This is a genomic window from Aquimarina sp. (assembly GCF_977115655.1).
This window is the reverse complement of the sequence record NZ_CDSBKO010000062.1, coordinates 1-23,503: the sequence shown is the minus strand read 5'-3', so window position 1 is coordinate 23,503 and position 23,503 is coordinate 1. Positions and strand designations below refer to the sequence as shown.

General features: G+C 33.8%; 21 protein-coding genes and 1 pseudogene. 15 read left to right on the top strand and 7 right to left on the bottom strand.

Annotated elements, in window-relative coordinates; all coding sequences use genetic code 11:
- Positions 1-152: 152 nt before the first annotated feature.
- From ACZIYX_RS19990 to ACZIYX_RS19930, 13 genes are all read left to right on the top strand, one after another.
- Positions 153-899 carry an electron transfer flavoprotein subunit beta/FixA family protein gene (locus tag ACZIYX_RS19990; RefSeq protein WP_462684027.1) on the top strand — a complete coding sequence of 249 codons (747 nt, stop codon included), beginning with the start codon at positions 153-155 and terminating at the stop codon, positions 897-899.
- A gap of 66 nt (positions 900-965) precedes the next feature.
- On the top strand, positions 966-1,934 hold the full coding sequence (locus tag ACZIYX_RS19985) for an electron transfer flavoprotein subunit alpha/FixB family protein (RefSeq protein ID WP_462684026.1): 969 nt from the start codon (positions 966-968) through the stop codon (positions 1,932-1,934).
- 88 nt (positions 1,935-2,022) lie between these two features.
- Positions 2,023-2,640, top strand: a complete 618-nt coding sequence (locus tag ACZIYX_RS19980) for a bifunctional nuclease family protein (protein WP_462684025.1) — start codon at positions 2,023-2,025, stop codon at positions 2,638-2,640.
- 38 nt (positions 2,641-2,678) lie between these two features.
- A complete protein-coding gene (locus ACZIYX_RS19975) occupies positions 2,679-4,391 on the top strand; it encodes a nucleoside transporter C-terminal domain-containing protein (RefSeq protein ID WP_462684024.1) in 1,713 nt (570 codons plus the stop codon).
- Between the two features lie 135 nt (positions 4,392-4,526).
- Entirely contained in the window at positions 4,527-5,351 is an 825-nt protein-coding gene (locus ACZIYX_RS19970; protein WP_462684023.1) for a thymidylate synthase, read from the top strand.
- Between the two features lie 22 nt (positions 5,352-5,373).
- A complete protein-coding gene (locus ACZIYX_RS19965; RefSeq protein ID WP_462684022.1) occupies positions 5,374-5,799 on the top strand; it encodes an energy transducer TonB in 426 nt (141 codons plus the stop codon).
- Between the two features lie 105 nt (positions 5,800-5,904).
- Positions 5,905-7,071, top strand: coding sequence for an ergothioneine biosynthesis protein EgtB (gene egtB / locus ACZIYX_RS19960; RefSeq protein ID WP_462684021.1), 1,167 nt, complete (start codon positions 5,905-5,907; stop codon positions 7,069-7,071).
- 12 nt (positions 7,072-7,083) lie between these two features.
- Positions 7,084-8,058: an L-histidine N(alpha)-methyltransferase gene (locus ACZIYX_RS19955; protein WP_462684020.1), complete on the top strand. Its 975-nt coding sequence runs from the start codon at positions 7,084-7,086 to the stop codon at positions 8,056-8,058.
- A 27-nt stretch (positions 8,059-8,085) separates the two neighbouring features.
- Complete coding sequence (locus ACZIYX_RS19950) at positions 8,086-8,367, top strand: DUF427 domain-containing protein (protein ID WP_462684019.1); 282 nt, start codon at positions 8,086-8,088, stop codon at positions 8,365-8,367.
- 981 nt (positions 8,368-9,348) lie between these two features.
- Positions 9,349-10,059, top strand: coding sequence for a hypothetical protein (locus ACZIYX_RS19945; RefSeq protein ID WP_462684018.1), 711 nt, complete (start codon positions 9,349-9,351; stop codon positions 10,057-10,059).
- Positions 10,056-10,685, top strand: coding sequence for a methyltransferase family protein (locus ACZIYX_RS19940; RefSeq protein WP_462684017.1), 630 nt, complete (start codon positions 10,056-10,058; stop codon positions 10,683-10,685). Before ACZIYX_RS19945 ends, ACZIYX_RS19940 begins: the two co-directional genes overlap by 4 nt.
- Positions 10,686-10,784: 99 nt before the next feature.
- Positions 10,785-11,138 (top strand): hypothetical protein, encoded by a 354-nt coding sequence (locus tag ACZIYX_RS19935; protein ID WP_462684016.1) that lies wholly within the window; start codon positions 10,785-10,787, stop codon positions 11,136-11,138.
- Positions 11,139-11,354: 216 nt separating this feature from the next.
- Positions 11,355-11,771, top strand: a complete 417-nt coding sequence (locus tag ACZIYX_RS19930) for a hypothetical protein (RefSeq protein WP_462684015.1) — start codon at positions 11,355-11,357, stop codon at positions 11,769-11,771.
- Positions 11,772-11,853: 82 nt separating this feature from the next.
- On the opposite strand, the gene ACZIYX_RS19925 is transcribed toward ACZIYX_RS19930, so the two are convergent.
- Entirely contained in the window at positions 11,854-12,150 is a 297-nt protein-coding gene (locus tag ACZIYX_RS19925; protein WP_462684014.1) for an isoamylase early set domain-containing protein, read from the bottom strand.
- A gap of 122 nt (positions 12,151-12,272) precedes the next feature.
- Positions 12,273-13,355 carry an aminotransferase class V-fold PLP-dependent enzyme gene (locus ACZIYX_RS19920; RefSeq protein WP_462684013.1) on the bottom strand — a complete coding sequence of 361 codons (1,083 nt, stop codon included), beginning with the start codon at positions 13,353-13,355 and terminating at the stop codon, positions 12,273-12,275.
- A 65-nt stretch (positions 13,356-13,420) separates the two neighbouring features.
- On the opposite strand from ACZIYX_RS19920, the gene ACZIYX_RS19915 reads away from it, so the two are divergent.
- Both ACZIYX_RS19915 and fabD read left to right on the top strand, forming a co-directional pair.
- Positions 13,421-14,362, top strand: coding sequence for a dihydrofolate reductase (locus tag ACZIYX_RS19915; RefSeq protein ID WP_462684012.1), 942 nt, complete (start codon positions 13,421-13,423; stop codon positions 14,360-14,362).
- Positions 14,363-14,476: 114 nt separating this feature from the next.
- Positions 14,477-15,358 (top strand): ACP S-malonyltransferase, encoded by an 882-nt coding sequence (gene fabD / locus ACZIYX_RS19910; protein WP_462684011.1) that lies wholly within the window; start codon positions 14,477-14,479, stop codon positions 15,356-15,358.
- Between the two features lie 351 nt (positions 15,359-15,709).
- On the opposite strand, the gene ACZIYX_RS19905 is transcribed toward fabD, so the two are convergent.
- From ACZIYX_RS19905 to ACZIYX_RS19885, 5 genes and pseudogenes are all read right to left on the bottom strand, one after another.
- Positions 15,710-17,095 carry a hypothetical protein gene (locus tag ACZIYX_RS19905; RefSeq protein ID WP_462684010.1) on the bottom strand — a complete coding sequence of 462 codons (1,386 nt, stop codon included), beginning with the start codon at positions 17,093-17,095 and terminating at the stop codon, positions 15,710-15,712.
- A gap of 159 nt (positions 17,096-17,254) precedes the next feature.
- Entirely contained in the window at positions 17,255-18,400 is a 1,146-nt protein-coding gene (locus ACZIYX_RS19900) for a gliding motility-associated C-terminal domain-containing protein (RefSeq protein ID WP_462684009.1), read from the bottom strand.
- A 328-nt stretch (positions 18,401-18,728) separates the two neighbouring features.
- Positions 18,729-22,085, bottom strand: a complete 3,357-nt coding sequence (locus tag ACZIYX_RS19895) for a beta strand repeat-containing protein (RefSeq protein ID WP_462684008.1) — start codon at positions 22,083-22,085, stop codon at positions 18,729-18,731.
- Position 22,086: 1 nt separating this feature from the next.
- Positions 22,087-22,743 carry a hypothetical protein gene (locus ACZIYX_RS19890; RefSeq protein ID WP_462684007.1) on the bottom strand — a complete coding sequence of 219 codons (657 nt, stop codon included), beginning with the start codon at positions 22,741-22,743 and terminating at the stop codon, positions 22,087-22,089.
- A 26-nt stretch (positions 22,744-22,769) separates the two neighbouring features.
- A pseudogene (locus tag ACZIYX_RS19885) lies at positions 22,770-23,503 on the bottom strand (hypothetical protein); the annotation flags it as partial.

Genomic DNA, 23,503 nt, shown 5'->3' with positions numbered 1-23,503 from the left:
TGCTTTATGCTAATAGCGAAGGCAAAAGTAACAATTAAAACCCTTTTGACAGGATGTAACATTAAAAAATTTACTATGCACGCATAGTAAATTAGACTTTTTATTTGTACATTCGCTTTTATTATTAAATTCTCAAAAAATATCTATATAAAATGAAAATATTAGTTTGTATTAGCCATGTGCCAGACACAACTTCCAAAATTAATTTTACAGATGGTGATACTAAATTTGACACTAATGGAGTGCAGTTTGTTATTAACCCTAATGATGAATTTGGATTAACCCGTGCCATGTGGTTTAAAGAAAAGCAAGGCGCGACAGTAGATGTTGTAAATGTAGGGGGAGCAGAAACAGAGCCTACTTTGCGCAAAGCTCTTGCTATTGGGGCAGATAATGCTATAAGGATTAATGCAGAAGCTACAGATGGGTTTTATGTAGCTAAGCAATTGGCAAAAGTTATACAGGATGGAGGGTATGACCTTGTAATAGCAGGCAGGGAGTCTATTGATTATAATGGAGGTATGGTTCCGGGGATGATAGCTGCGCTTACCGGAGCTAATTTTGTAAACACTTGTATCGCAATAGAAGTAGAAGGAGATACAGCTACTACTATTAGAGAAATAGATGGAGGTAAAGAAACATCGGTTACTAAGCTGCCACTGGTTATAGGCGGGCAAAAAGGATTGGTTGAAGAAAGTGATTTGCGTATCCCTAATATGCGAGGAATAATGATGGCCCGTAAAAAACCACTTACCGTGGTAGAGCCAGTTGAAGCAAGCCAGGAAACAAAAGCTGTTCAGTTTCAAAAACCTACTCCAAAAGGAGAGGTGACATTGATTAGCCCAGAAAATATTGGGCAGTTGGTAGAACTGTTGCACAACGAAGCTAAAGTTATTTAATAAGGTTTAAAATAAATTCTAAAATAATACTGAAACAAAAATCAGTATAAAAAAATATAAAAATATATGTCAGTTTTAGTATATACAGAAAATGAAGGCGGAAAATTTAAAAAAACAGCCTTTGAAGTAGCATCTTATGCTAAAGAAATAGCCAACATGCTTGGTACTACAGTAACTGCTATAAGTATTAATGCGGGGGATAACAGCGAGTTGGCTACTTATGGTGTAGATAAGGTTTTAGCTGTAAAAAATGATAAATTATCGGCTTTTAATGTAAAAGCGTATGCAGATGTGATAAAGCAGGCAGCAGAACAAGAAGGAGCTAAGGTAGTTGTTGTAAGCTCTAGTGCAGATAGTAAGTTTTTGGTACCTTTATTAGCAGTATATCTTAATGCAGGATATGCTTCTAATGTAGTAGCATTGCCAGAAAACGTATCTCCTTTTACAGTAAAACGTACTGCATTTACCAACAAAGCATTTAACATAACAGAGATTACCACAGATATTAAGATTGTTGGATTGTCCAATAATGCATTTGGTCTTAAGGAGGATTCCGGATCCGCAACAACAGAGGCGTTTGAGCCATCTCTTTCAGAAGCTGATTTTGCGGTGCAAGTAAAGGCAGTGGACCGAGCTACAGATAAAGTTTCTATTGCAGATGCAGAAATCGTAGTTTCTGGCGGGCGGGGATTAAAAGGCCCGGAGAACTGGGGGATGATTGAAGAGTTGGCAAGTGTTCTTGGAGCCGCTACAGCTTGTTCTAAACCCGTTAGTGATATGGGGTGGAGACCACACTCAGAACATGTTGGGCAAACAGGAAAACCAGTTGCGTCTAATTTGTATATTGCTATTGGAGTTTCGGGAGCTATCCAGCATTTGGCAGGAATTAATGCAAGCAAAGTAAAAGTCGTTATCAATAATGATCCCGAAGCACCTTTTTTTAAGGCTGCAGACTACGGAGTAGTTGGGGATGCTTTTGAAGTAGTGCCAAAGCTTATAGAAAAATTAAAAGAATTTAAGTCGAATAACGCATAATTTTCATAAATTGCGCCCAATTAAGGGCTGTTTGAACTTATGTAAAAGTCCGCATGTTCAAACAGCCTTTTTTTATTGATAAATAATTATGAGTTTAGTTCGACTGAACATAAAAGGAATATCTTACAGTCAAACCCAAAATGGGGCATACGCACTAATTTTAAGTGAGCTGGATGGAGAAAGAAAATTGCCAATTGTTATAGGTGCTTTTGAAGCGCAATCTATAGCTATTGCACTAGAAAAAGAAATTAAACCTCCAAGACCATTAACCCATGATCTTTTTAAAAACTTTGCAGATCGATTTGATATCGTTGTAAAACAAGTAATTATTCATAAACTTGTAGACGGTGTTTTTTACTCTAGTATCATTTGCGAGCGTGATAAAATAGAAGAAATTATAGATGCCAGAACAAGCGATGCTATCGCTTTGGCACTGCGTTTTCAAGCCCCTATTTTTACATACAAAAACATTTTGGATCAGGCAGGTATATATCTTAAGGTTAACCCAAAAAAGGAAGACGAAGCCGATACCGAAAGTCTTTTAGTAGACGAATTAGTGTCAGATGATGTTGAAATGGCAGATAAAGAGACTAGTTACAAGGATTTGTCGACAGAAGAGCTTAATCGAATGCTTGATCAGGCTGTTGCTAATGAAGACTATGAATTAGCTGCCAGGATTCGTGATGAAATTTCTAAACGGAGTTAGCTGCATAAATCGATATTAAAAATCTAATGCATTTTTAAATGATGTTAATTTTTATGAAGAAAGGATTGCTTACTTTTCTTTTTTCTCTGTTTGCTGTTACTGTAATATTTGCACAGTCAATAGAGAAAAAATGGATTTTAGATAAAACTAGCGGAACTTCAGGAGAAGTTTTTGATGTTGAAAAAGGAGATTATTTTAAACTGGACAAAGGACAGTTCTCTTACTCTTTTAAAAATGGCTCCGAGACACTTCAAGGAGATTATCTGCAACAAAACAATATCCTGTTACTTTTTCCTGAAACTGCTCAGGACTCCTTAATACGGTATAAAATTACTAGTATTACAGATACTACTCTGGTGGTTTCTAAAAAAGGAATTTCGTACGCACTTATTGCACAAAAGGAAACTTTGGCAGAGTCAACAAACAAAAAAGAACAAATAGTACCAAATCAAGGGTTTTCTTTAGATAGTTTATGGCGTGGTGTTTTAGGTATGGTAGTGCTTTTGATTATAGCATATATGTTTAGTACAAACAAAAAAGCTATTAACTGGAAAACTGTAGGAATTGGCTTGGGGGCTCAATTATTATTGGCTTTTGGAGTGTTGAAAATAAATTTTGTTCAAAAAACTTTTGAGCTGGTAGGAAAGATTTTTGTTTTGATTTTGGATTTTACAAGAGCAGGAAGCGAGTTTTTGTTGGGGGATATGATGAACGTTGATAGTTTTGGGTTTATATTTCTGTTTCAGGTATTACCAACTATAATATTCTTTTCGGCCTTAACTTCTGTTTTGTTTTATCTGGGAGTCATTCAAATTGTGGTAAAAGGTATGGCGTGGGTACTTACTAAATTAATGGGGATTTCTGGAGCAGAAAGCCTGAGCGTAGCTGGTAATATATTTTTAGGACAAACCGAAGCGCCTTTAATGATAAAGGCTTATTTAGAAAGAATGACCCGGTCTGAAATTTTGCTGGTGATGATAGGTGGAATGGCTACTGTGGCAGGAGGGGTTTTGGCAGCATATATAGGTTTTTTGGGAGGAGATGATCCTGTTTTAAGATTAGAATTTGCAAAGCATTTATTAGCCGCATCTGTTATGGCAGCGCCAGGAGCAATTGTGGTTTCTAAATTACTCTACCCTCAGCAAGAATCAATAGATACAGATGTAAAAGTCTCTACAGATAAGATAGGATCCAACATTTTGGACGCCATAGCAAATGGAACTACCGAAGGATTAAAACTAGCAGCAAATGTAGGAGCAATGCTACTCGTGTTTATAGCATTTATAGCTATGATTAATTTTTGTTTCGGTAAGTTTGGAGAACTAACAGGTCTTGACCAATTTCTTGCCAATCATACTCCATATAACAAATTTTCTTTAGAGGCAATTTTAGGAACTGTGTTTGCTCCTTTAATGTGGTTAATTGGAGTGGCAAAAGAAGATATGATGCTTATGGGGCAATTGTTGGGTATTAAATTGGCAGCCAGCGAATTTGTTGGGTATATACAGTTGGCAGATCTCAAAAACCCTGCCAGTGCTTTACATTTTACATACAATAAATCTGTGATTATGGCTACATATATGCTCTGTGGATTTGCAAATTTTGCATCTATAGGCATACAAATAGGAGGTATAGGATCTCTTGCCCCCGGTCAAAGAAAAACATTGTCAGAGTTTGGAATGAAGGCCTTGATAGGTGGTACAATAGCATCTCTTTTATCTGCTACTATTGCCGGAATGATCATAGGGTAACATAAAAAATATAGTGGTATTGTTGAAAACTATCCGATAATCAAAAAGTTGAAAGAGGACTCGTTTCTGATTTTTTGTATATTTGAATATATTTTGATGGCAAATTTTAATTATAAGCAGAAGGAGTAAAGGAAAATGAAGCAATATCTCGATCTTGTACGTTATGTATTGGATAATGGAAATGAAAAAGGTGACCGAACCGGAACAGGTACAAAAAGCGTTTTTGGTTATCAAATGCGTTTTGATCTTAGTGAAGGTTTTCCTATGGTTACCACCAAAAAATTACATTTAAAATCCATAGTCCATGAATTATTATGGTTTTTAAAAGGAGATACCAATATTGGCTATTTAAAAGAAAACGGAGTTCGTATATGGAACGAATGGGCTGATGAAAAAGGGGATTTAGGTCCAGTATATGGTCATCAATGGCGTAACTGGAACAATGATGAAATTGATCAAATACAGGAAATAGTCGAAACACTTAAAAAAAACCCGGATAGCCGGCGTATGCTAGTATCTGCGTGGAATCCAAGTGTATTGCCGGATACATCCAAATCTTTTTCTGAAAATGTAGAAAACGGTAAAGCAGCACTACCACCTTGTCACGCTTTTTTTCAATTTTATGTTGCCAATGGTAAGTTATCATGCCAATTATACCAGCGAAGTGCTGATATTTTTTTGGGAGTCCCTTTTAATATAGCATCTTATGCTCTTTTTACTATGATGATGGCTCAAGTTTGTGGTTATGAGGCGGGAGAATTTATTCATACCTTTGGAGATGCACATATATATAATAATCACACAGAACAGCTAGAGCTTCAGCTGTCCAGAGAGCCCCACAGATTGCCCAAAATGATACTCAATCCAGAAGTGAAAAATATTTTTGGCTTTGTTTTTGATGACTTTAAGTTAGAAGACTATAAATCACACCCTCACATAAAGGGAACGGTTGCAGTTTAAGCCCAAATTTAAAAGAACTAATATGAAGAAAACATTACTAATATTTGCCCTGTTGCTCTCGGGATTTTCCTTTTCTCAAGACGCAATAATTTTGTCGCAGGAGAATGCGAACGAAAAAGGAATTACACCAATATGGCCTAAATGTGATCGATCCAGACAATCACCATCACAATGTTTTGATCAAAAGCTAAGAGATCATATCATACAGAATTTTCAATATCCGGATGTTGCCTTAAGCGAAGGACTAAGTGGTACTGTGACCGTAGAGTTTATTATAAACAAAAAAGGAAAGGTAGAAGTGCTGGAAGTAGAAGGAGGACACAGATATTTACAAAGAGAAGCAATCAGGATTATTAGAGCAATACCAAAGATGGATCCGGGTAAATGGGGTGAGAAACCTATAGCTATAGCTTATGTAGTGCCAATTACTTTTATAAAACCTCAATAATAGCCGGTAAGTTAATTTTAACATTGGATTAACCCTTGGTAGAGGATATAAAACTGTAAAAAACAGTAAATTTGAGTGTGTACGTAAGCTGTATACACTTTTTTTATGATTATTACAGATGATTTACTTACCTCTTTTTTAAAAACCAGATCAGATACTGAGGATATTTGCACGCCCCTTCAGATAGAGGATTATGTAGTTCAGCCAATAGTAGACGTGTCACCACCCAAATGGCACCTTGGGCATACTACATGGTTTTTTGAAGAATTTATTTTGTCCGAATATGTACAGGGTTATAAACGTTTTCATTCTGAGTATGCTTATGTGTTTAACAGCTATTATGAAAGCGTAGGGAAACGAGTAATACGTACTAATAGAGGGAATCTTTCCAGACCTACGGTAAAAGAAGTATATGAATACAGAGATTATGTTACTTCGCATTTACAGTCGTTTTTAGAAGAGAATCAAGACTTAAAAGTTAGAAAATTAGTAGAAGTAGGGATTCATCATGAAAAACAACATCAGGAATTATTACTTACAGATATAAAATATATACTTGGTAATAATCCTTTATTTCCTGAATACAACAACACGTTTATAGAAAATCCAATCTCTGAGCAAATTTGTGGGTATACATGGATAGATGAAGGAGTATACAAAATAGGCTATTCCGAAGATGGTTTTTGTTATGATAATGAACATGGCAGGCATAAGGTATATCTTAAAAAATATGCTATAGCAAATGCGTTAGTGACCAATAAAGAATATTTGGAGTTTATAGAGGATAAAGGATATAAAAATAGTTTGCTCTGGCATGCAGAAGCCTGGGATTGGATACAAAATGAAAACATTAAAACCCCTTTGTATTGGCATAAAATAGAAGGAGATTACTATCAATATACGCTACAGGGGTTAAAACTTTTAAATTTTAAAGCACCGGTAACCCATTTGTCATATTATGAAGCTTTTGCTTTTTCACAGTGGAAGGGAGAGCGTTTGCCAACAGAGTTTGAATGGGAAGCAGCGCAGTCTTTTTTTAAATGGGGAGAAAGATGGGAGTGGACAGAAAGTGCATATTTACCTTACCCTAATTACAAAAAAGCTCCCGGAGCATTAGGAGAGTATAACGGTAAATTTATGGTTAATCAAAAAGTGCTTAGAGGAGGGTCGGTTGCTACGCCTCAAAACCATACAAGAGCAACATATCGTAATTTTTTTCATCCTAACCTAAGATGGCAATTTACAGGATTGCGGTTGGCAAAGGACATATAAATTTATTTTTTTATGAATTATAAAGATCAAAAAGTTTTAGTTTCTTCCTTTGAAAAAGAGGTAAATGAAGGTTTGACCGCGTTTCCAAAATATTTATCCTCTAAATTCTTTTATGATGAAGTAGGAGATGAACTTTTTCAGCAAATAATGGCATTGCCAGAATATTATCTTACCAGGACAGAATATGAAATTTTTGAAACTCATAAAGCTAATATAATCCATCATTTCGATACAAAAAAAGAAGGTTTTGATCTTATTGAATTGGGAGCCGGAGATGGAAAAAAAACAAAATTATTATTAAAAGAATTACTTCAAAAAGGATATGATTTTACATATACCCCGATTGATATAAGTGAAAATGCAATTGGGGGATTGGTAAAAAACCTAAATCTCGAAATGCCCAATGTTACTGTTCAAGGTCAGGTTGGCGAGTATTTTGAGGTTTTAGACCGTTTAAAGCAGATGAGCGATCGTAAAAAAGTAATTATGGTACTTGGGTCTAATATAGGTAATTTATTACATCCAAGAGCTATTCAGTTTTTAAAAAAGCTATGCAATGCGATGCATGAAGATGACCTTCTTTTTATGGGGTTTGATCAAAAAAAACATCCACAGAAAGTTTTAGATGCGTATAACGACAAATCTGGGGTGACTGCAGCTTTTAATAAAAATATTTTGGCTAGAATAAATAAAGAACTCGATGCTAATTTTAATTTAGATAAGTTTATGCACTGGGAAACTTATGATCCGGAAAGTGGGACCGCAAAAAGCTATCTTATAAGTAAAGAAAGACAAACAGTAGATATTAATGTTTTATCGTTACAGGTTCATTTTGAAGCATGGGAAAGCATTCATACCGAAATTTCTCAAAAGTATGATGATGATATCGTAAAATGGCTAGCAAAAGAATCCTGCTTAAATATAGTGAAGTCTTTTTCTGATAAAAATAAAGATTATAAAGATTATCTGATTTCTAAGATCGGATAACAAAAACAAAATAAAAAAACAGAAAAAATGAAAGCAATTTGGAATGGTCAAATAATAGCAGAGAGCAGTAGTACTAAAGTGATAGAAAACAATCACTATTTTCCTCCCGAATCTATAAAAAAAGAGTTTTTTAAGCCTAGCGACACACATACAAAATGCCCGTGGAAAGGAGTAGCATCTTATTATACGATACAAGTGGACAAGAAAGAAAATCCGGATGCTGCATGGTATTACCCAGAGACAAGTGATCTTGCAAAACAGATCAAAGGATATGTCGCATTTTGGAAAGGTGTTGAAGTTGTTAATTAGGACACTTTAGTTTTATATATAATAAGTAGATGATTTATACTTTGTGGTTTTGGTTTTATAGGTGAACTTGTTGTATACACCAAAAAAATCAATTACAACTTCTAATAACGGTATTGCTTTTAATTCCTCATTAAGGGATCTGATAACCAAGAGTAATTGACTATAATATCATTTTTCACTCCATACTTCAAAATAAAACGCATCGATAGAGGATGCTGTTCGTGAGTTTTCTTTTTCGTTTGAACCAAAAAGAGTTCAATTCTCTTTGCGGTGATTTTATACCATTTGTATTTTGAATTTACTGGAAAATAAAATTAAGATTTTTTTATTTCAGAAAAGAAGAAAAACTTGTATTAGACTTGATCTGGTACCAAGCATAGCAGAGCTACGGTTTATTTTTATTTTGAAGCTGAGATGAAAAAACGACATTTTATTCCAGTAGATTTAAAGTGTAAATGATATCATATAAGAATTAGTGCTGTTTTAACTTTGAAACAGTACTAATAAATTATTTCTTTTTTATCTGTTCTTTGATTGAAAAATATAACAGCAACTATACTTCGGTTTAGTTCTGTACAAATACTGTGCTTAATGCAGATCAAGTCTGTACAAACTTTTGCCTTGACTCCTTCATAGAGAGACTGATTGCCCGTGAGCTAGCTCCGGGGTTATTGGTTCATTAAAAAAATCAGCTTAATTTCTATACGTATGATTTCAAAGTAAAAAAGATGCTAAATCATATAAAAGTGTTAATGCTTTGTAGTGGTTTAAATTCTTATAGCAAAGTTTTTAATGAACAAACCAAGTCGAATCAAATTGTTTTGATAAACAAATATGAAATAAGATATAGCAAATATCAAACGGTCGTATAGCAAATAAAAAACAACTCCCTGTTCTTAATAAAACGTCTTTATGTTTGTGCAAAATATGATATAATATATATGGTAAAATGATTTTTTTTAGTTCACAAAATTATAATAGATGATTATTAAGCCGTTATGTCTGCCCCACGAATTTGAAATTTATTTTCGTAGCAGGAATAAAAACCAATTTACATCATTGTTTAATAGAAACCTGTCTGCTAATCCGGATATGGAAATAGATACATACGATTTTTCCTCCTTTCATTTTGCAGCTTTTTCAGATGATGAGATGGTGGCATCATGCAGGGTTATAAATGGTGGATTTTATGGGTATAAACAAAATGAGGAAATTTCAAAAATAATACACCAACTAACTAACAGAACGATAGAAAAGAAAAAGTTACAGATTTTGAGCTTTGTAGAATCTAAGGAAGAGATTGAAATACTTAATTTTTTAAGAACTTTAGAAAAAAAGAACTACTCATATAGTGAACTAAGTCGTTTGCAAAAAATTAAGGATAGTGATGAAAAACTTATTATGAATTATATAATGTGTTACGCTTTGGCGTATAATCGATATCACAAAATTAATTTTTGTTTTTTTGATGCTAAAAAAGCACATAGCTTGTACTATGAACGATATTTTAGATGTAAAAAGTTATTTGATCATATCAAATTATATCCTGTAAAGGATGCAGAGCCCAGATTTATAATGCAGGCAACAATTGCGGATAGATCTGTAAAAAAAAATGCTATAGCTGATAAGATTGTAGACAAGTTCAAAAAAGAAGGAAAACCTTGCACTATTAAATTAAAAGAAATTAAATGAAAGAGATAAAACTTACCATAATTTATATATTAGTACTCTTTGTTTTACCCTTGGTTTTTAAAATAGATTTACTAATAAACCCCATTGTAATAGTTGCTGCCATAGTAATTGTTTTTTTGCTTAACACTCAGCCCCAAATGGATTTTAATGAAGCAAAACGAAATAAAAAAACAGATAAAGGAACAATGTTTCTCATTTTGGTAACCAGTGTTGTAGGTCATATTGGTACAATAATAGAATGGGCATATTTTTCTCCTCTAATTTCTGTTAATCTTATGGTTATAGGAGTGTTTTTTTTAATATTTGGATTGATATTTAGAATAATAGCTATCAAAACCCTAAAAAACGCATTTAGTAGTACAATTCAAATAAAAAGAGGGCAACAGCTATATACAAAAAGGATATATTCAAAGTTTCGACATCCCAGTTATACAGGTGCCTGGATATTATTGTTTGGTAATGCCATTATGTTTCAGAGTTATTTTGGAATGGTAGTATTAGGATTGGGGATGTTTTTGGTATATATGAAGAGAATTGCAGTTGAAGAAGAGGTTTTAAAAAATCAATTCGGACTGGAATACGAAGATTATATAAAACGAACTTGGAAATTTTTACCCGGATATTAAAAATAATAAATTATCGGTTTTAACTGGTAATTTGTCAAAATCAGAAATAATAAAAGATATAAAACCATAAGTTTGGATTTCTAACTACCAATAATTACCATGAACAATAAACCCTCAAGAGTTCCTGAATTTTTTGGGATAACAGGCTTAATAGGAGCAATTTTATCATTGTTCTTTTCATTGATTCCATATATTGGGTTATATGCTATTATATTCAGTTTTGTATCTATAATTTTTTGCATAATTCCATTCTTATATTCAAAAGAAAACAGAGAGGGTGTACGAATTTCTTTGCCAGGTCTAATAATTGGGATACTAGCAATTTCTATATCGATGTTTCAGCATTATATATTTAATATAGTTAACCATACCAAGAAAGAAATTGAAGACAAGTTTATAGAAAGGATTGAAGAAGATTTGGATAATAAATTAGAAAAGGATTCTATTTATTGAACTCATCTTGACTTTTTGTTTTTAACCGAAAATGAGTTGAAATTTGACCAGATGAGGCACTTTTTGAAAGCTATAGCAGCGCTACGGGTAAGAAAAGTAACAAAATATGGGTGAATTTCAGCCATTTTTTAGGAAATAGAAAAAGTCAAGATGAGTTCATTAATCAAAAAAATGGATATTCAATTTTAAAATTATATAAAAATAAAAAACAATGCTATGATTAATAAAAAATCATTTAATGCTTTGAAGGAGAAATATTATTTTCTTTCTAATTTACCAGATAAATTACAAGATTTAATTTCGAATGAACTATCCCCAGATTCAGATGTAATTTGTGCATGTCAGGTAATGATTAATGATAAAAAAGGATGTATTTTGATACTCGAAAATGAACTTCTTGCATTTTGGATGTCCAAAATATTATTTAAAAAATTCCCTACATTTCAAAAATTCAATTATTTACAGATTAATGAAATAAAAGATATAGAAAACACAGGGTTATATATTCACTCTTCTGCTGATCATGAAATTATGGATAAAGATTATGAAGAAGGAAAATTTATTTTTGAATCCCCGGCAGAAAAAGATAAAATATCTGAAATAATTATAAATAAATCTTCAAGATTAAAGTAAATAGGGTAACTACTGTTATTATATGACAGATATATATTTGGATGAGTTGCCAGTTTTACCGAGAACTCATCCAATATAATTATTATAGTACTAATAAACTATTATCTGTAGCTGCAAAATCATTCCATTGATATCCATCAGCTTCAACCTCGTTGGTCCATTCACCATCTACAACATACTTAAATTCAAAATTAGTATCTTTAGGAAGTTCAAGGGTTCCTTTAAAATCACCATTCTTTAATTTTTTTAAAACAGTTGCCTCAGTATCCCACTCATTAAATTCTCCAGCTACACTAACAGAGTTAGCATCTTTAGCAGGAACGATAAAAGTAACTTTACAGATAGGTTTGGACTTTAAATATTGTTTAGTAATTGCCATAATTTTGTTGAATATTAAATGTTGGTTAATAAAATCAAAACTAAGTTACTGTAAAATACTAGCAATGAAAAACTGTAAGCGTTAGATTTTCAATAATTTAATTAAGAATTAACAATAAGATATTAACGATAACGATGTAGTGTTTCTATTATCTTATCGATGTCTTCTATTGTATTATAAAAATGTAAACTAATTCGTAATCCATTTCCTTTAAGAGAAGTTATGATATTTTGATTTTTTAAATATAGATGTAATTTTTGATCCCCTGTTATATTAAAAATAGTACTGTGCTTTTTTCTGTTGGTTACAATGTCTTCCAGTAAGTTTGCTTTAGTAAATTCAGACTTGGCATAAGTGCATAATTCATGTATATGTTCTTCAATTTTTGAAAGCCCGATTTTGGTTAAAAAATTAAGAGAGTATTGTAAGCTTCCAAAGTTTAAAGTGTCTAAATGACCACATTCAAAACGAGCTTGTAAACTTGTGTACGATGGGTCATAATTAGATTTAGAAGCAGAATTTGTATATGAAACAGGGGTTATTTGATCAAGAATGTTGTTGTTAAATAACATAAATCCATTGCCATAGCCACCTAACAACCACTTGTAGCCACTACAGCCAAGTATATCGATCCCCGAAGTACTAAAATCAAAAACTTTGGTGCCACAAAACTGTGTGCCATCTGCAATAAAAAGTATATCCGGATATTTGATTTTTAGTTCCTTGATAAAATCTAAATCTATAGCAATACCGTTAAGATATTGTACTAGACTGAATGCGAAAATATTGGGGGCATGTTGTTTTATAGCACCCTCTATATTTTGTTCTAAAGCAGCATCTGTTTTTGCGTAGCACACTTTGAAATCCTTATTTTCTACAGCAAAGGTAATAGATGGGTAGTCTCCTTCTAACAAAAGTACTTTTTTGCTTTTTTCTAAACCGTTTAGTATAGTATTAAAACCCAAAGAAAAATTAGGGGTTAAAACGACATTAGCAGACAAACCCTTAAAAAAAGAAGCGATTGTTTTGCGAACACCGTTTATAAATAGATGTTGTTCATCCCTGAACATACTGCCTCCAACAAGAAAATCTAAATCATGTTCTTGCCTGAAATCTAAAAGCGAATCATATAATAATCCCGAAGATGCGGTATTGAGATAAGTGTTTTGAGCTAAAACCGGAAATTCTTTTCTTAAATTCTTCATAAGTAATTTTAGTGCTTTTTAGTAAAAACTATATCTTTACTAGCCGATACTAAGTTAACATTAATATGTTTTTTAAAAAGAAAGAAATCACACAAATTGATCCCCAACAACGGGAGTTATATGAGCACGCTCGTAAACGTGTCATTGAGAAAAAAAGACTGTTCAGACATTTTATAGTTTTTATAGTAGGGTCTGTATTTTTTATTCTCCTTAATCTGGTTTTTGGGTATGGAAAGGGAATAACCTTTTTTGGAACCGATTGGTTTGTTATTGCAATATTACTTTGGGCATTTTTCTTTGCTGTACATTTTTGTAATGTTTGGCTGTTTAGTGCATTTATGGGGAAAGAGTGGAGTGATCGCCAAATAGCAAAGTTAGTGGCAAAACAAAAAGAAGAAATTACTCTTTTGCAAAAGGACGTAGAGTTAATGTATCCCAAAGAAGAATTGGTTAAAAAGAAGCAGGAATTTATACAAGAAAGAACTTCTAAACCTATAGAAAAACCAGAAAAACCTAAGCGCGTTATTACTATGATTGCAGCAGCAGGAGAAAATAATTCTTTAGGCAAAGATAATGATTTAGTGTGGCACTTACCTGATGATTTTAAACGCTTTAAAGAAATTACTACAGGGCATCATATTATCATGGGGCGTAAAACCTTTGAGACTTTTCCTAAGTTGTTACCAAACAGGGCACATATTGTAATTACTCGCGATACCAAATACCAAGCAGAAGGAGCGATAGTTGTACATAGTATGAAAGAAGCTTTGGATGCTGCAATAGGGGATATGCAACCATTTATTATAGGTGGTGGCGAAATATATACCATGGGTATGGAGTATGCAGATTATATAGAACTTACCAGAGTACATGAAACTTTTGATGCAGATACATTCTTTCCTGAAATTGACCCGAAAGTTTGGGCAGTCATAAAAGAAGAATTTCATGATATGGATGAAAAACATAAATATCCTTTTACATATTTTACCTACAAAAGAAAAAATTGAAAATATAGGAATCTGTCACTTTTGATTTTTTTGCATTAGCACTTCAAGAAAGTAAAAATAAACGTTGTAAATATTATTCTTACTTTTGTCGAAATTTTAAATACACCGTATTTTATGAACGCATACGTATTTCCCGGGCAAGGAGCTCAGTTTTCAGGAATGGGTCTTGATTTATATGAAAACTCAGAAATAGCAAAAGAACTTTTTCATAAAGCTAATGATATTCTGGGATTTGAGATCACCAAGATTATGTTTGAAGGTACAGAAGAAGAGCTAAAACAAACTAACGTTACACAGCCTGCAATCTTTTTGCATTCTGTTATTTTAAGTAAAGTATTAGAGGATAGTTTTAAACCGGATATGGTTGCGGGACACTCGTTAGGTGAGTTTTCAGCATTAGTAGCTAATAATGCTTTAAATTTTGAAGATGCTTTAAGATTAGTTTATAAAAGAGCAATAGCTATGCAAAAAGCATGCGAATCAAAACCTTCAACTATGGCAGCAGTGCTAGGATTAGAAGATAAAGTGGTAGAAGAAGGATGTAATGCTGTGGAAGGAATTGTTGTAGCTGCAAATTATAATTGCCCCGGGCAATTAGTGATTTCTGGCGAGATAGATGCTGTTAATAAAGCTTGCGAATGGATGAAAGAAAAAGGTGCCCGAAGAGCTTTGGTTTTGCCAGTAGGAGGGGCATTTCATTCACCTTTAATGGAACCGGCAAAAGAAGAATTAGCAGCAGCAATTGAAGCTACTACATTTAATATCCCTAAATGTCCGGTATATCAAAATGTAACTACAAAAGCAGTTACAGATCCTAACGAAATTAAAAAGAACTTGATAGCTCAACTTACTGCCCCTGTAAAGTGGACCCAAAGTGTGCAAAATATGATCAAAGATGGAGCAACATCATTTATAGAAGTGGGACCAGGAAAGGTTTTGTCGGGATTAGTGAAAAAAGTAGATAGATCTATGGAGACTATTTCGGCTTCGATCTAAGTAATATTTATTGGTTATAACTTAAATTTACCGTAAAAATAGTAACATTTATTGCGGTAAATTCAAGTTATAAAAGGTACGAATGTGTAAAAAAACAGTATTACAATACTCATAATCAATATCAGGTAAATCTTGAAATTACCTAAAATATTGATCCATTCTTCCTGATTTTTTATTGTAAAAGACTTCTGTAGCCATCTTCGGCATAGTTTAGTATATGTGTTATACAAGAACTTTACCGCTTCTGAAAAAAAAGCAACTTCACATCTTTAGTATGCTTTTTATAAATTTTACCTTAATAGGGAAGGTACAGTATATAAAATACAGTATGGTATTACAACTTCTAAACTGCTATCGGTTACCTACAACTATAAATGAAAAATACGAATCTTCAAAAGTATAAGAATTACTATCAATAGTACTTACTGTGCATTGTGTCGCTGATATTTGAGATATGTCTACAATATTGTCATCTAAAACACCAGTAAGATCGCCGGCAGTTGCTGTTAGACTTGGAACTCCTATAAAAGCAGAAGTGAAATTGATAGTGTATCTGCCAGTTCCTATTTTGGTAATTGTAAAACCAGCTCCTTGTGCAATGGTACCATTTGGGTTTATATTACCTCTGATCATTCTTAAGATTTCCCCACCCTTTACAACATCACCTGTAGATACATTTGGACTTATTTGTTGCCAATTTGTACCATCACTTTTAATCCATAAAACAGACTGATTTTGTATGGCAGTTTGATTTGTATTTGCCAAATCAATGTAGGTGCTAATGGTTCTATTGGTGTTGGTGCTATTTTTTAATATATAAGTTCTTCCTGTACAGGTATTAGCATTGGGTAAAGTTATATCATGGGCTCCGGTTATATGTATTGTGTGATGGTCTTCAGTAAGGGTTAAATTTCCGGTAGTGCTAATTATCGATGTAGAAAAAGATCCATCTAATTGCAGGGTGGAGTTTGCAGTGTTAAAACCAGTAGAGGCATCATCATAATCACTATCTACAGCTACTTCCTGAGGGTTAATGTTTATTCCAAATCTGGTTTTGGCATCTGCGGTATTATTGCTTCCTTCTACTCTAAAAAACTCCCGATGAAATTCACCTTTTCTGTAATCATACCTCTTAAATATGATTTTTTCATCACCATCATCACCGATAATAAATTCTAACCTTCCATCGTTAGCTGGTCCCGCAGAACCTATTTCGAATAAATCAGTTCCTCCTGTACTACCTTTTAACCTAAAGCTTCCATTGGTAGTAGTAAAAAACATAGGTTTGTAAAACGATGCTCCGGATGCTGCAAATTGCAGGGCAGCAGTATTTCCATCCCCATTAATATGAACAAGGGGTTGGTCATTATCAGTATAATCTGGGAATCCTTGCGTTAACCCAAGGGTTTGCCTTCTTCCGAATTGCAATAAAGGTAAGTTGTTAGACCGTATTTCCATTTTTACATCATCCGTGTGACCTAAAAAAGAAGTAGAGGGTAATCCTGTATTTCCATCTACTAACCAGTTATCATTAGTAGTAGAAACCCAATTTGTACCATTAAATACAAAAATTTTATTTTCTTCTAAGTTGTAGAGAATAGAGCCTGTAGCAGCAGCTGTAACGGCATTCATTTCAAGGTTTGTAACTGCGGTGGGCAATCCCATTACAGAATATTCATCTATTTGCGAAAAGATAATCTGGGGTAAGATTATCAATGTAAGTAATATTTTCTTCATTTAAAATAGCTATAATTAGTGTATTTCCAGTATGAGTGGATCTAACAATAAAGTGGGGTTACTATTTAATTTTGACTGTATGTTATTTTGACTATATGTATTTTTTCTTTTTTAGATTATCTTTTATTTTTAATGTTTTATCAAATTTCGAAAATATTTTTATTTATTAAGATACAGGTATCCGGCACGATCTTTTTGTCCATCTATTTTTAAGACATAATAATAGGTTCCTACAGGTAGCCCCTCATTTTTTGCAATAGTTGCCCTTCCATCAGATACTCCCCCCCAAGAATTGTCATATCCTTTTTTATTATATACCTCAACTCCCCATCTATTGTACACAAACAACTCATTGTCAGGATATTGGGCAATACCTTGAATAATAAAAGTGTCATTGTACCCATCTCCATTGGGAGAAACAGCTGTAAATATTTGAAGATCTCCATCTAGGAAAGTATCTGAAGTTCCAAACGTAATAATAGTATAATCATCAGGCAACATCAATTCTGAAGTGATCTCCCCAGTATTTAAATCCCCGGATACAGAAGAGTTTCCTAAGTTAACCCATTGTTCTAAGTTTTTATCCCAACCAACTACTCTAAGGTTTTTTAGATCATCTACAAGAGTAGGGATATTACTATTGTCATCCCAGGTAAGTGTGACAAGGGTTTCTGTATCTCCGTCTAAATCCCAGAACTCAAAAGAGCTAACACCAAATAGTACACTGCTATGGTTTTTAGTATCAAAACGACCTGGGAAAAAATTAGGGAAATTAGGGTTTTCAAAAAAATAGGCCCCACGAGCGGTATTTGTAGCAGCTTGTGTTTCAATACGCATTGGTCGTAATCTAAAATCATCTCCAATAGGAAATGTAAAATCTAATATTCCAGTTATAGAAGAATATCCGTCTACATACCTATCATCGTTTTCACCCAAGTAGGGAGTGTCATTTATATAGTCTAAAGAAACCTGTTTTCTATCTCTTGGAGTTTGTACTCTTCCATTAATAAACTCCTGGAAATTAGTAACTCCAACAGCAATTTCAAGAAATAAATCATCTGCTACATCAATTTTCATGTCATAAAATACAGGTCGATTGTTTCCTGATACGGTTAGATTGCCTACATAGTTGTAAAAACCTGTAATTCCTGCATTTTGATCAAATTCACCATCATTGATTAAATCTGTATGAAAACCTATTTGACCTTGATCATGAATCTGGATATTTCCAAAATTATGAAATGCTTGTTGAGCGATTGTGATTTGAGTGAGGAAACATAAAAATATAAAAATTATTCTATCCATAAGTGTATATTGGGGTAATACTGTTTTTACGGTTTTAAAGTAAAAATATTACAGTAAATATATTAATAATTGTTGAAACTATTGTTTTTATACGATAAAAAGCGTTGTATCTTCGATAAAAAGCAATTTAGTTAGATAAAATACTTACTTGCTGTAAAAATATATTCTAGTAAAAATAGGTATTAGCGTTTATTAATATACTTCATATATATAATGTAAATTTTAAATTATTATTAATGTAATAAGAAGATGATGCTCTTCTGCAAAAGCCTTTTTTTAAAATCATTATTGGATACCTTTTTTGCATATTTCATATTAAATATCGTGATTAATTATTATTTACACGATATGTAATTCTTCTATTTGTGATAATGGTTGCAGCACCTACAGGAAATGTGTTTCCAAATTCAGATGTCGAATTTGCGATTGTAGCTGTAGCTGTTATAATACTCCCTGTTGGTATAGGGGTACTTAATGTTATTGAAAAATTAAATCTATTAGTGGTATCTGTATTGCCATCTGCATCTGTATAGGATGAAGTTGTACCATCTGTATCAGCACCACTTCCTTCTATGGCAGAGCCTAAAAACACTTGACCTTCACCATAATCCTGAGTTAGTCCTAATTGATTATCGCCAGTACTGGCTGTACCTTGATTAATATCTGTTAAAAAAAACTCTAAAATAGCACCAGGTCGTGCCCAACCAACAATTTTTAAAAGTGTGCCTGAAACAACGGCAGATTCAAAAACAGGAAAATTAAGGCTGCCGTTTGGCCCATTGTCACTATCATTAGTGTCATTTATAGTTACCCCGTCACCTACAGGGTTTCCTGTTGTAGATTGATCGATATCTATTCCTAAAGCGGGAGAGGAAGTGCCATTGTTATATATTGAGTTTTGAGAAATCAGATTTCCAGAAGTATTACCTCCTGCAAGTACAAGACCTGCTCCACCATTATTTGCTATAATATTTGAAGTTATGGAAGAATTACTTCCAAATAACCGTATTCCATTATTTTCAATAGATCCAGAGCAATCTCCTCCATTTTGACCAGAATTTGTGATTGTGTTTTCGTCTATAATCACTCCCCCGGGATAATTCCACCCATCTATCCCTATTGCGGCATTATTGTTAATTAAATTATACTGAATTTGAACTCCTGTACCACTAGATAGGTAAATACCATCAGAGCAAGGATTGTCTCCGTTTGTGTTAATATCATTATATTGTACTATTGTTGAAGTTCCTCCGCTTATTGAAATTCCATTAGAGCTGTTTTGAGATATATAATTATTTTTTATTTCAGAAACTGCAGTTCCTGAAACTGTTATACCCGTAGCAAATTTTGTGCTAACACTACCATTGGCATCAACACCAATTAAGTTTTCGGTAATTACAACAGGTTTGGCAAGAGAACCTGCGGTATTTAGAACTCCTACATTGCCATTAGCATAGATAGCCATATTTCTTATAGTTGTTCCATCACCTTGTATTCTAAATAAATCCCCTAAAGTTGAACCGTTAATTTGAATTTCTGGTTGATTGTAATTGGGTAATGATGTAGCAGAAACCCCTACATTAGTCCCCCCAGAGCCAACGATACCGGTATTTGTATCTCCAGAATATGCAGTTTGTGTTCTTCCGTCTATAAATGTATCAGTATCTGTAATCGCAGATAATTGTGTGGACTGAGTTATTGAAAATATGCCACCAATAAAATTAGTATCTGCAGTTCTACCTAAAGGATCAGGATTAGACGGAATCATAAAAATAGAAGTGTCCTCGCCTGAAGCAGGGTTTAAAGAACCATTGTCAGGATGTGCTTCAATGTCTATACCTGTATTGCCTAAATTATTAGAATTAATAATGAATTGTTCCAAAGAACCTTGGCCATTTGTATTTGTATTTACAATTGTATTAAAATTAAAACCAAAATCAATATCTGTTGGTCCTTCGTTGTTAATCTCTATAGAAGCAATAGTTTGAGCTCCTGCAAACGTGCCGGCGGGAGTATCTTGGGTGCTGGGATTAGAACCTCCAACCTGATTGGTGACTTCTGTATGTGTTGAACCAGTATATATAGTTTTAAAAGTTTGAACAGGGAGGCAAGTTGTACAAATTGCTCCTCCGGATCGACTAGAACGTACAGTGTTGTTAACTACTCTTACAGTATAGGTGTCGTTAAGCATTCCTCCAAAAACATACTCTCCATTACTATCTGTAGTAGTAGTTTTTTCTAGAACATTCGAGCTATTATATAATTCAACGGTTACATTTTCTAGAGGTATTCCAGAAGATAGGGTTAAATTTCGTCCAGGACCTCCGGGATAATTAATATCTTCAAAAACAGTTCCTTTTATTAGATTACTTGGTACTTTCAGAATCACAGAATTTAAAATTACCAAATCTTGCCCTACATCTACATTGGTGGTTATAGAAGTTTCTCCAACAGGTATAATTGCTGTAATATCGTAGGTGTCTAAATCTAAACCATATTCGGTTCTGTCCACTCCTGTTGTGCCGTCAAATACTGTAGAGTTAAATGGGTTATCAATAGTAGTTCCATCATTATCGCCATCCCCGAACAATTCTGTAGCGATACCTGTAGAGGTAGGGGTTACTGTAAGTTGTTCATTGTTGGCTAAAGGAATATCTCCTTCCCAAGATAAAATAGTAGTTTTAGAACCTGAAGAACCGTTAGCAAAAAAACCATCTAGCAAAAAACTTTGTGGGGGATTTGTACCGGTAGGATCTTGAAGACCATTAAATCCATTGTATATGTTAATAGTAGAAGCAGAAAGTGAGGGGTCAGAATAAAAAATAATAAGACTCCATGCGCCAATAACTGTAGTCCCTGCACAATAACCACCGGTATTATTTATAGACAAGTTGGCAAAATCATAAACATTGGTGGATGGATTTGGGATTGAAGAAACTAGGGTAGTAACATCGCTCACCATTCCAAAATAACTGGAGGTATTAAGTAAATAAGAGTTAATTAAATCAGGAGTTACTAATTGTCCTTCCAAAGTAACCTGATCGTCTCGTTCATAATTAGATTGTGCCCAAAACAAATATGCCTTTCTTATGGTAGCAGTAGGAGGGATAGTAGAGGTTAATCCATTGGCAGAAGATGTAGTGGTAATAGAACAAGGATCTACGCCATCTGGTTGATCTCTAAAAGAAGCACCTGTAACTGCATAATCAAAATTCCCATCAAATTCATCGTATAAAGTAAGCGGAGGATTAAAATTTACTCCTGTATCCACTACAGTAAAAGGTATAAATTGAAAGAAGCCAGTAGTAAAAGTAGTGTTTAATGTCAATATACCATCTATAAAGACTCTTACTGTTGCGGTTCCTTGCCACCCATTAGATCTCCTATCAGCTACAAGTAATTGATAGTTTCCGGCTGCTAGCGCTACAGATCCAGCATTAGTATATGCTAAATTAGCGTTGCTGTTAACAAAACAATTGCCAGGAACGCAATCCTGATACAGGATAGCAGTGTTTGCAGCATTTCTTATTTGTACTAAATTTTCTTCTGCAAAACTTGGCCATACAACTTCAACTGAAACTATAGATTGCCCATACAAACTGTATAGGGAAGAACATAGAAACCCTAAAACCAAAAGTATCTTTTGTATAGAAAAACGACTATTATAAATATTTTCCTTTTTCATATTATTGAACAACAAATACTACATTAATTAAGGAATTGTAAGTTGCAGGAGTTGTAATAATATCATAAGTCATTACTCCGTTAGCAGCAATACTAATATTGTTGAATACAGCAGGATCTGCATAAGTAACATAATAATAAAGTTCTGTTCTGGTATATGTGGGTATGGCAGCAGGAGCACCAACACTAGCAGCTGTTGGAGTCCCAAATTGTGCTATATACTCATTATACAAATCAACTGTTCTTCCTGTTCCCGTTGTAGATGCGTCTATGGCAATAGAGGGAGGGTAAAATATTCTGGCAGCTTTAGAAGTAATGGGGGCAATAGATTGAACCATTGCCTCCAAAGTTGTTTCATTTACAGTATCTCCATCCAGATCTACAGGGGTAACAATATTAACTTCAGAAGCATTTTGGTCATCTGTTGATATTTGCCATCCTGTAGAAGTATAACGATATATTTCCTGATCTCCTAAATTAAAAACAACTGATCCGATTTGCGGACCTGCAATTGCATTTATTTGAGCTAAATCTGTTGCCGTTGGTAATCCCATTAATGAGTTTGCATCAATTTGGCTATACACCATTGTAGAAAAGGATAAAAATAATACTACAATTAAGGATTGCTTTTTCATTGTCATAAGGTTGGTTTTTTTCATGTTTTAGCCAAGGTTTTTTTAAAGGACTAAAAATCAAGTACAGTGAACATAAATTCTAAATCAATATCATCTTTTTCTATTGTTCCATTATCACTATCTCCAATATTAACACTAAAACCAGTTGTTGTTTGGTTATAATATGTTATACCCGGGTCATCATATTTTCCCGTACTATTTCCGGGGCAATCTCCTCCACAATCGATTATAGATAATTGAATGATATAATTAGCATCAGGCATAGGGGTTGTAAACGTAACTTGGTAATCCCCTTCATCAATTCTGGATACCGTTGCATTTAGTATTTTTGCCGCTATTCCGGCACCAGAAACTTTACCCATTGCTTTTACGGGGCTGGTAAAGAAGGCACCGCCATCAGATCCAGATGTGATTTCATTATTACTATCAGCACTAACAACTTGAGCAGTACTAGTACTGCCATTTTCGTCAGTATAAGTGATCTCTCCTGTTGCGCTTGCATCATTTTGTGATAATGTCGTCAGGGTCTCTAAGTTCCGAACGATATTGGTAAGGTTCAGGTTGGTAGTGGATCCGTCCTCATCGGTATAGTCGATACTGGCATTGTCCGCATTCAGGGCAATGGCAGTCAGGGTCTCTAAGTTGGACACATCGATTACGGAAGTAGATCCGTCCTCATCGGTATAGGTAAAGGTTCCGTTATTGTTATCTACCAGGGTAGTAAGCGTTTCTAAGTTCCGAACGATATTGGTAAGGTTCAGATTGGTAGTGGATCCGTCCTCAT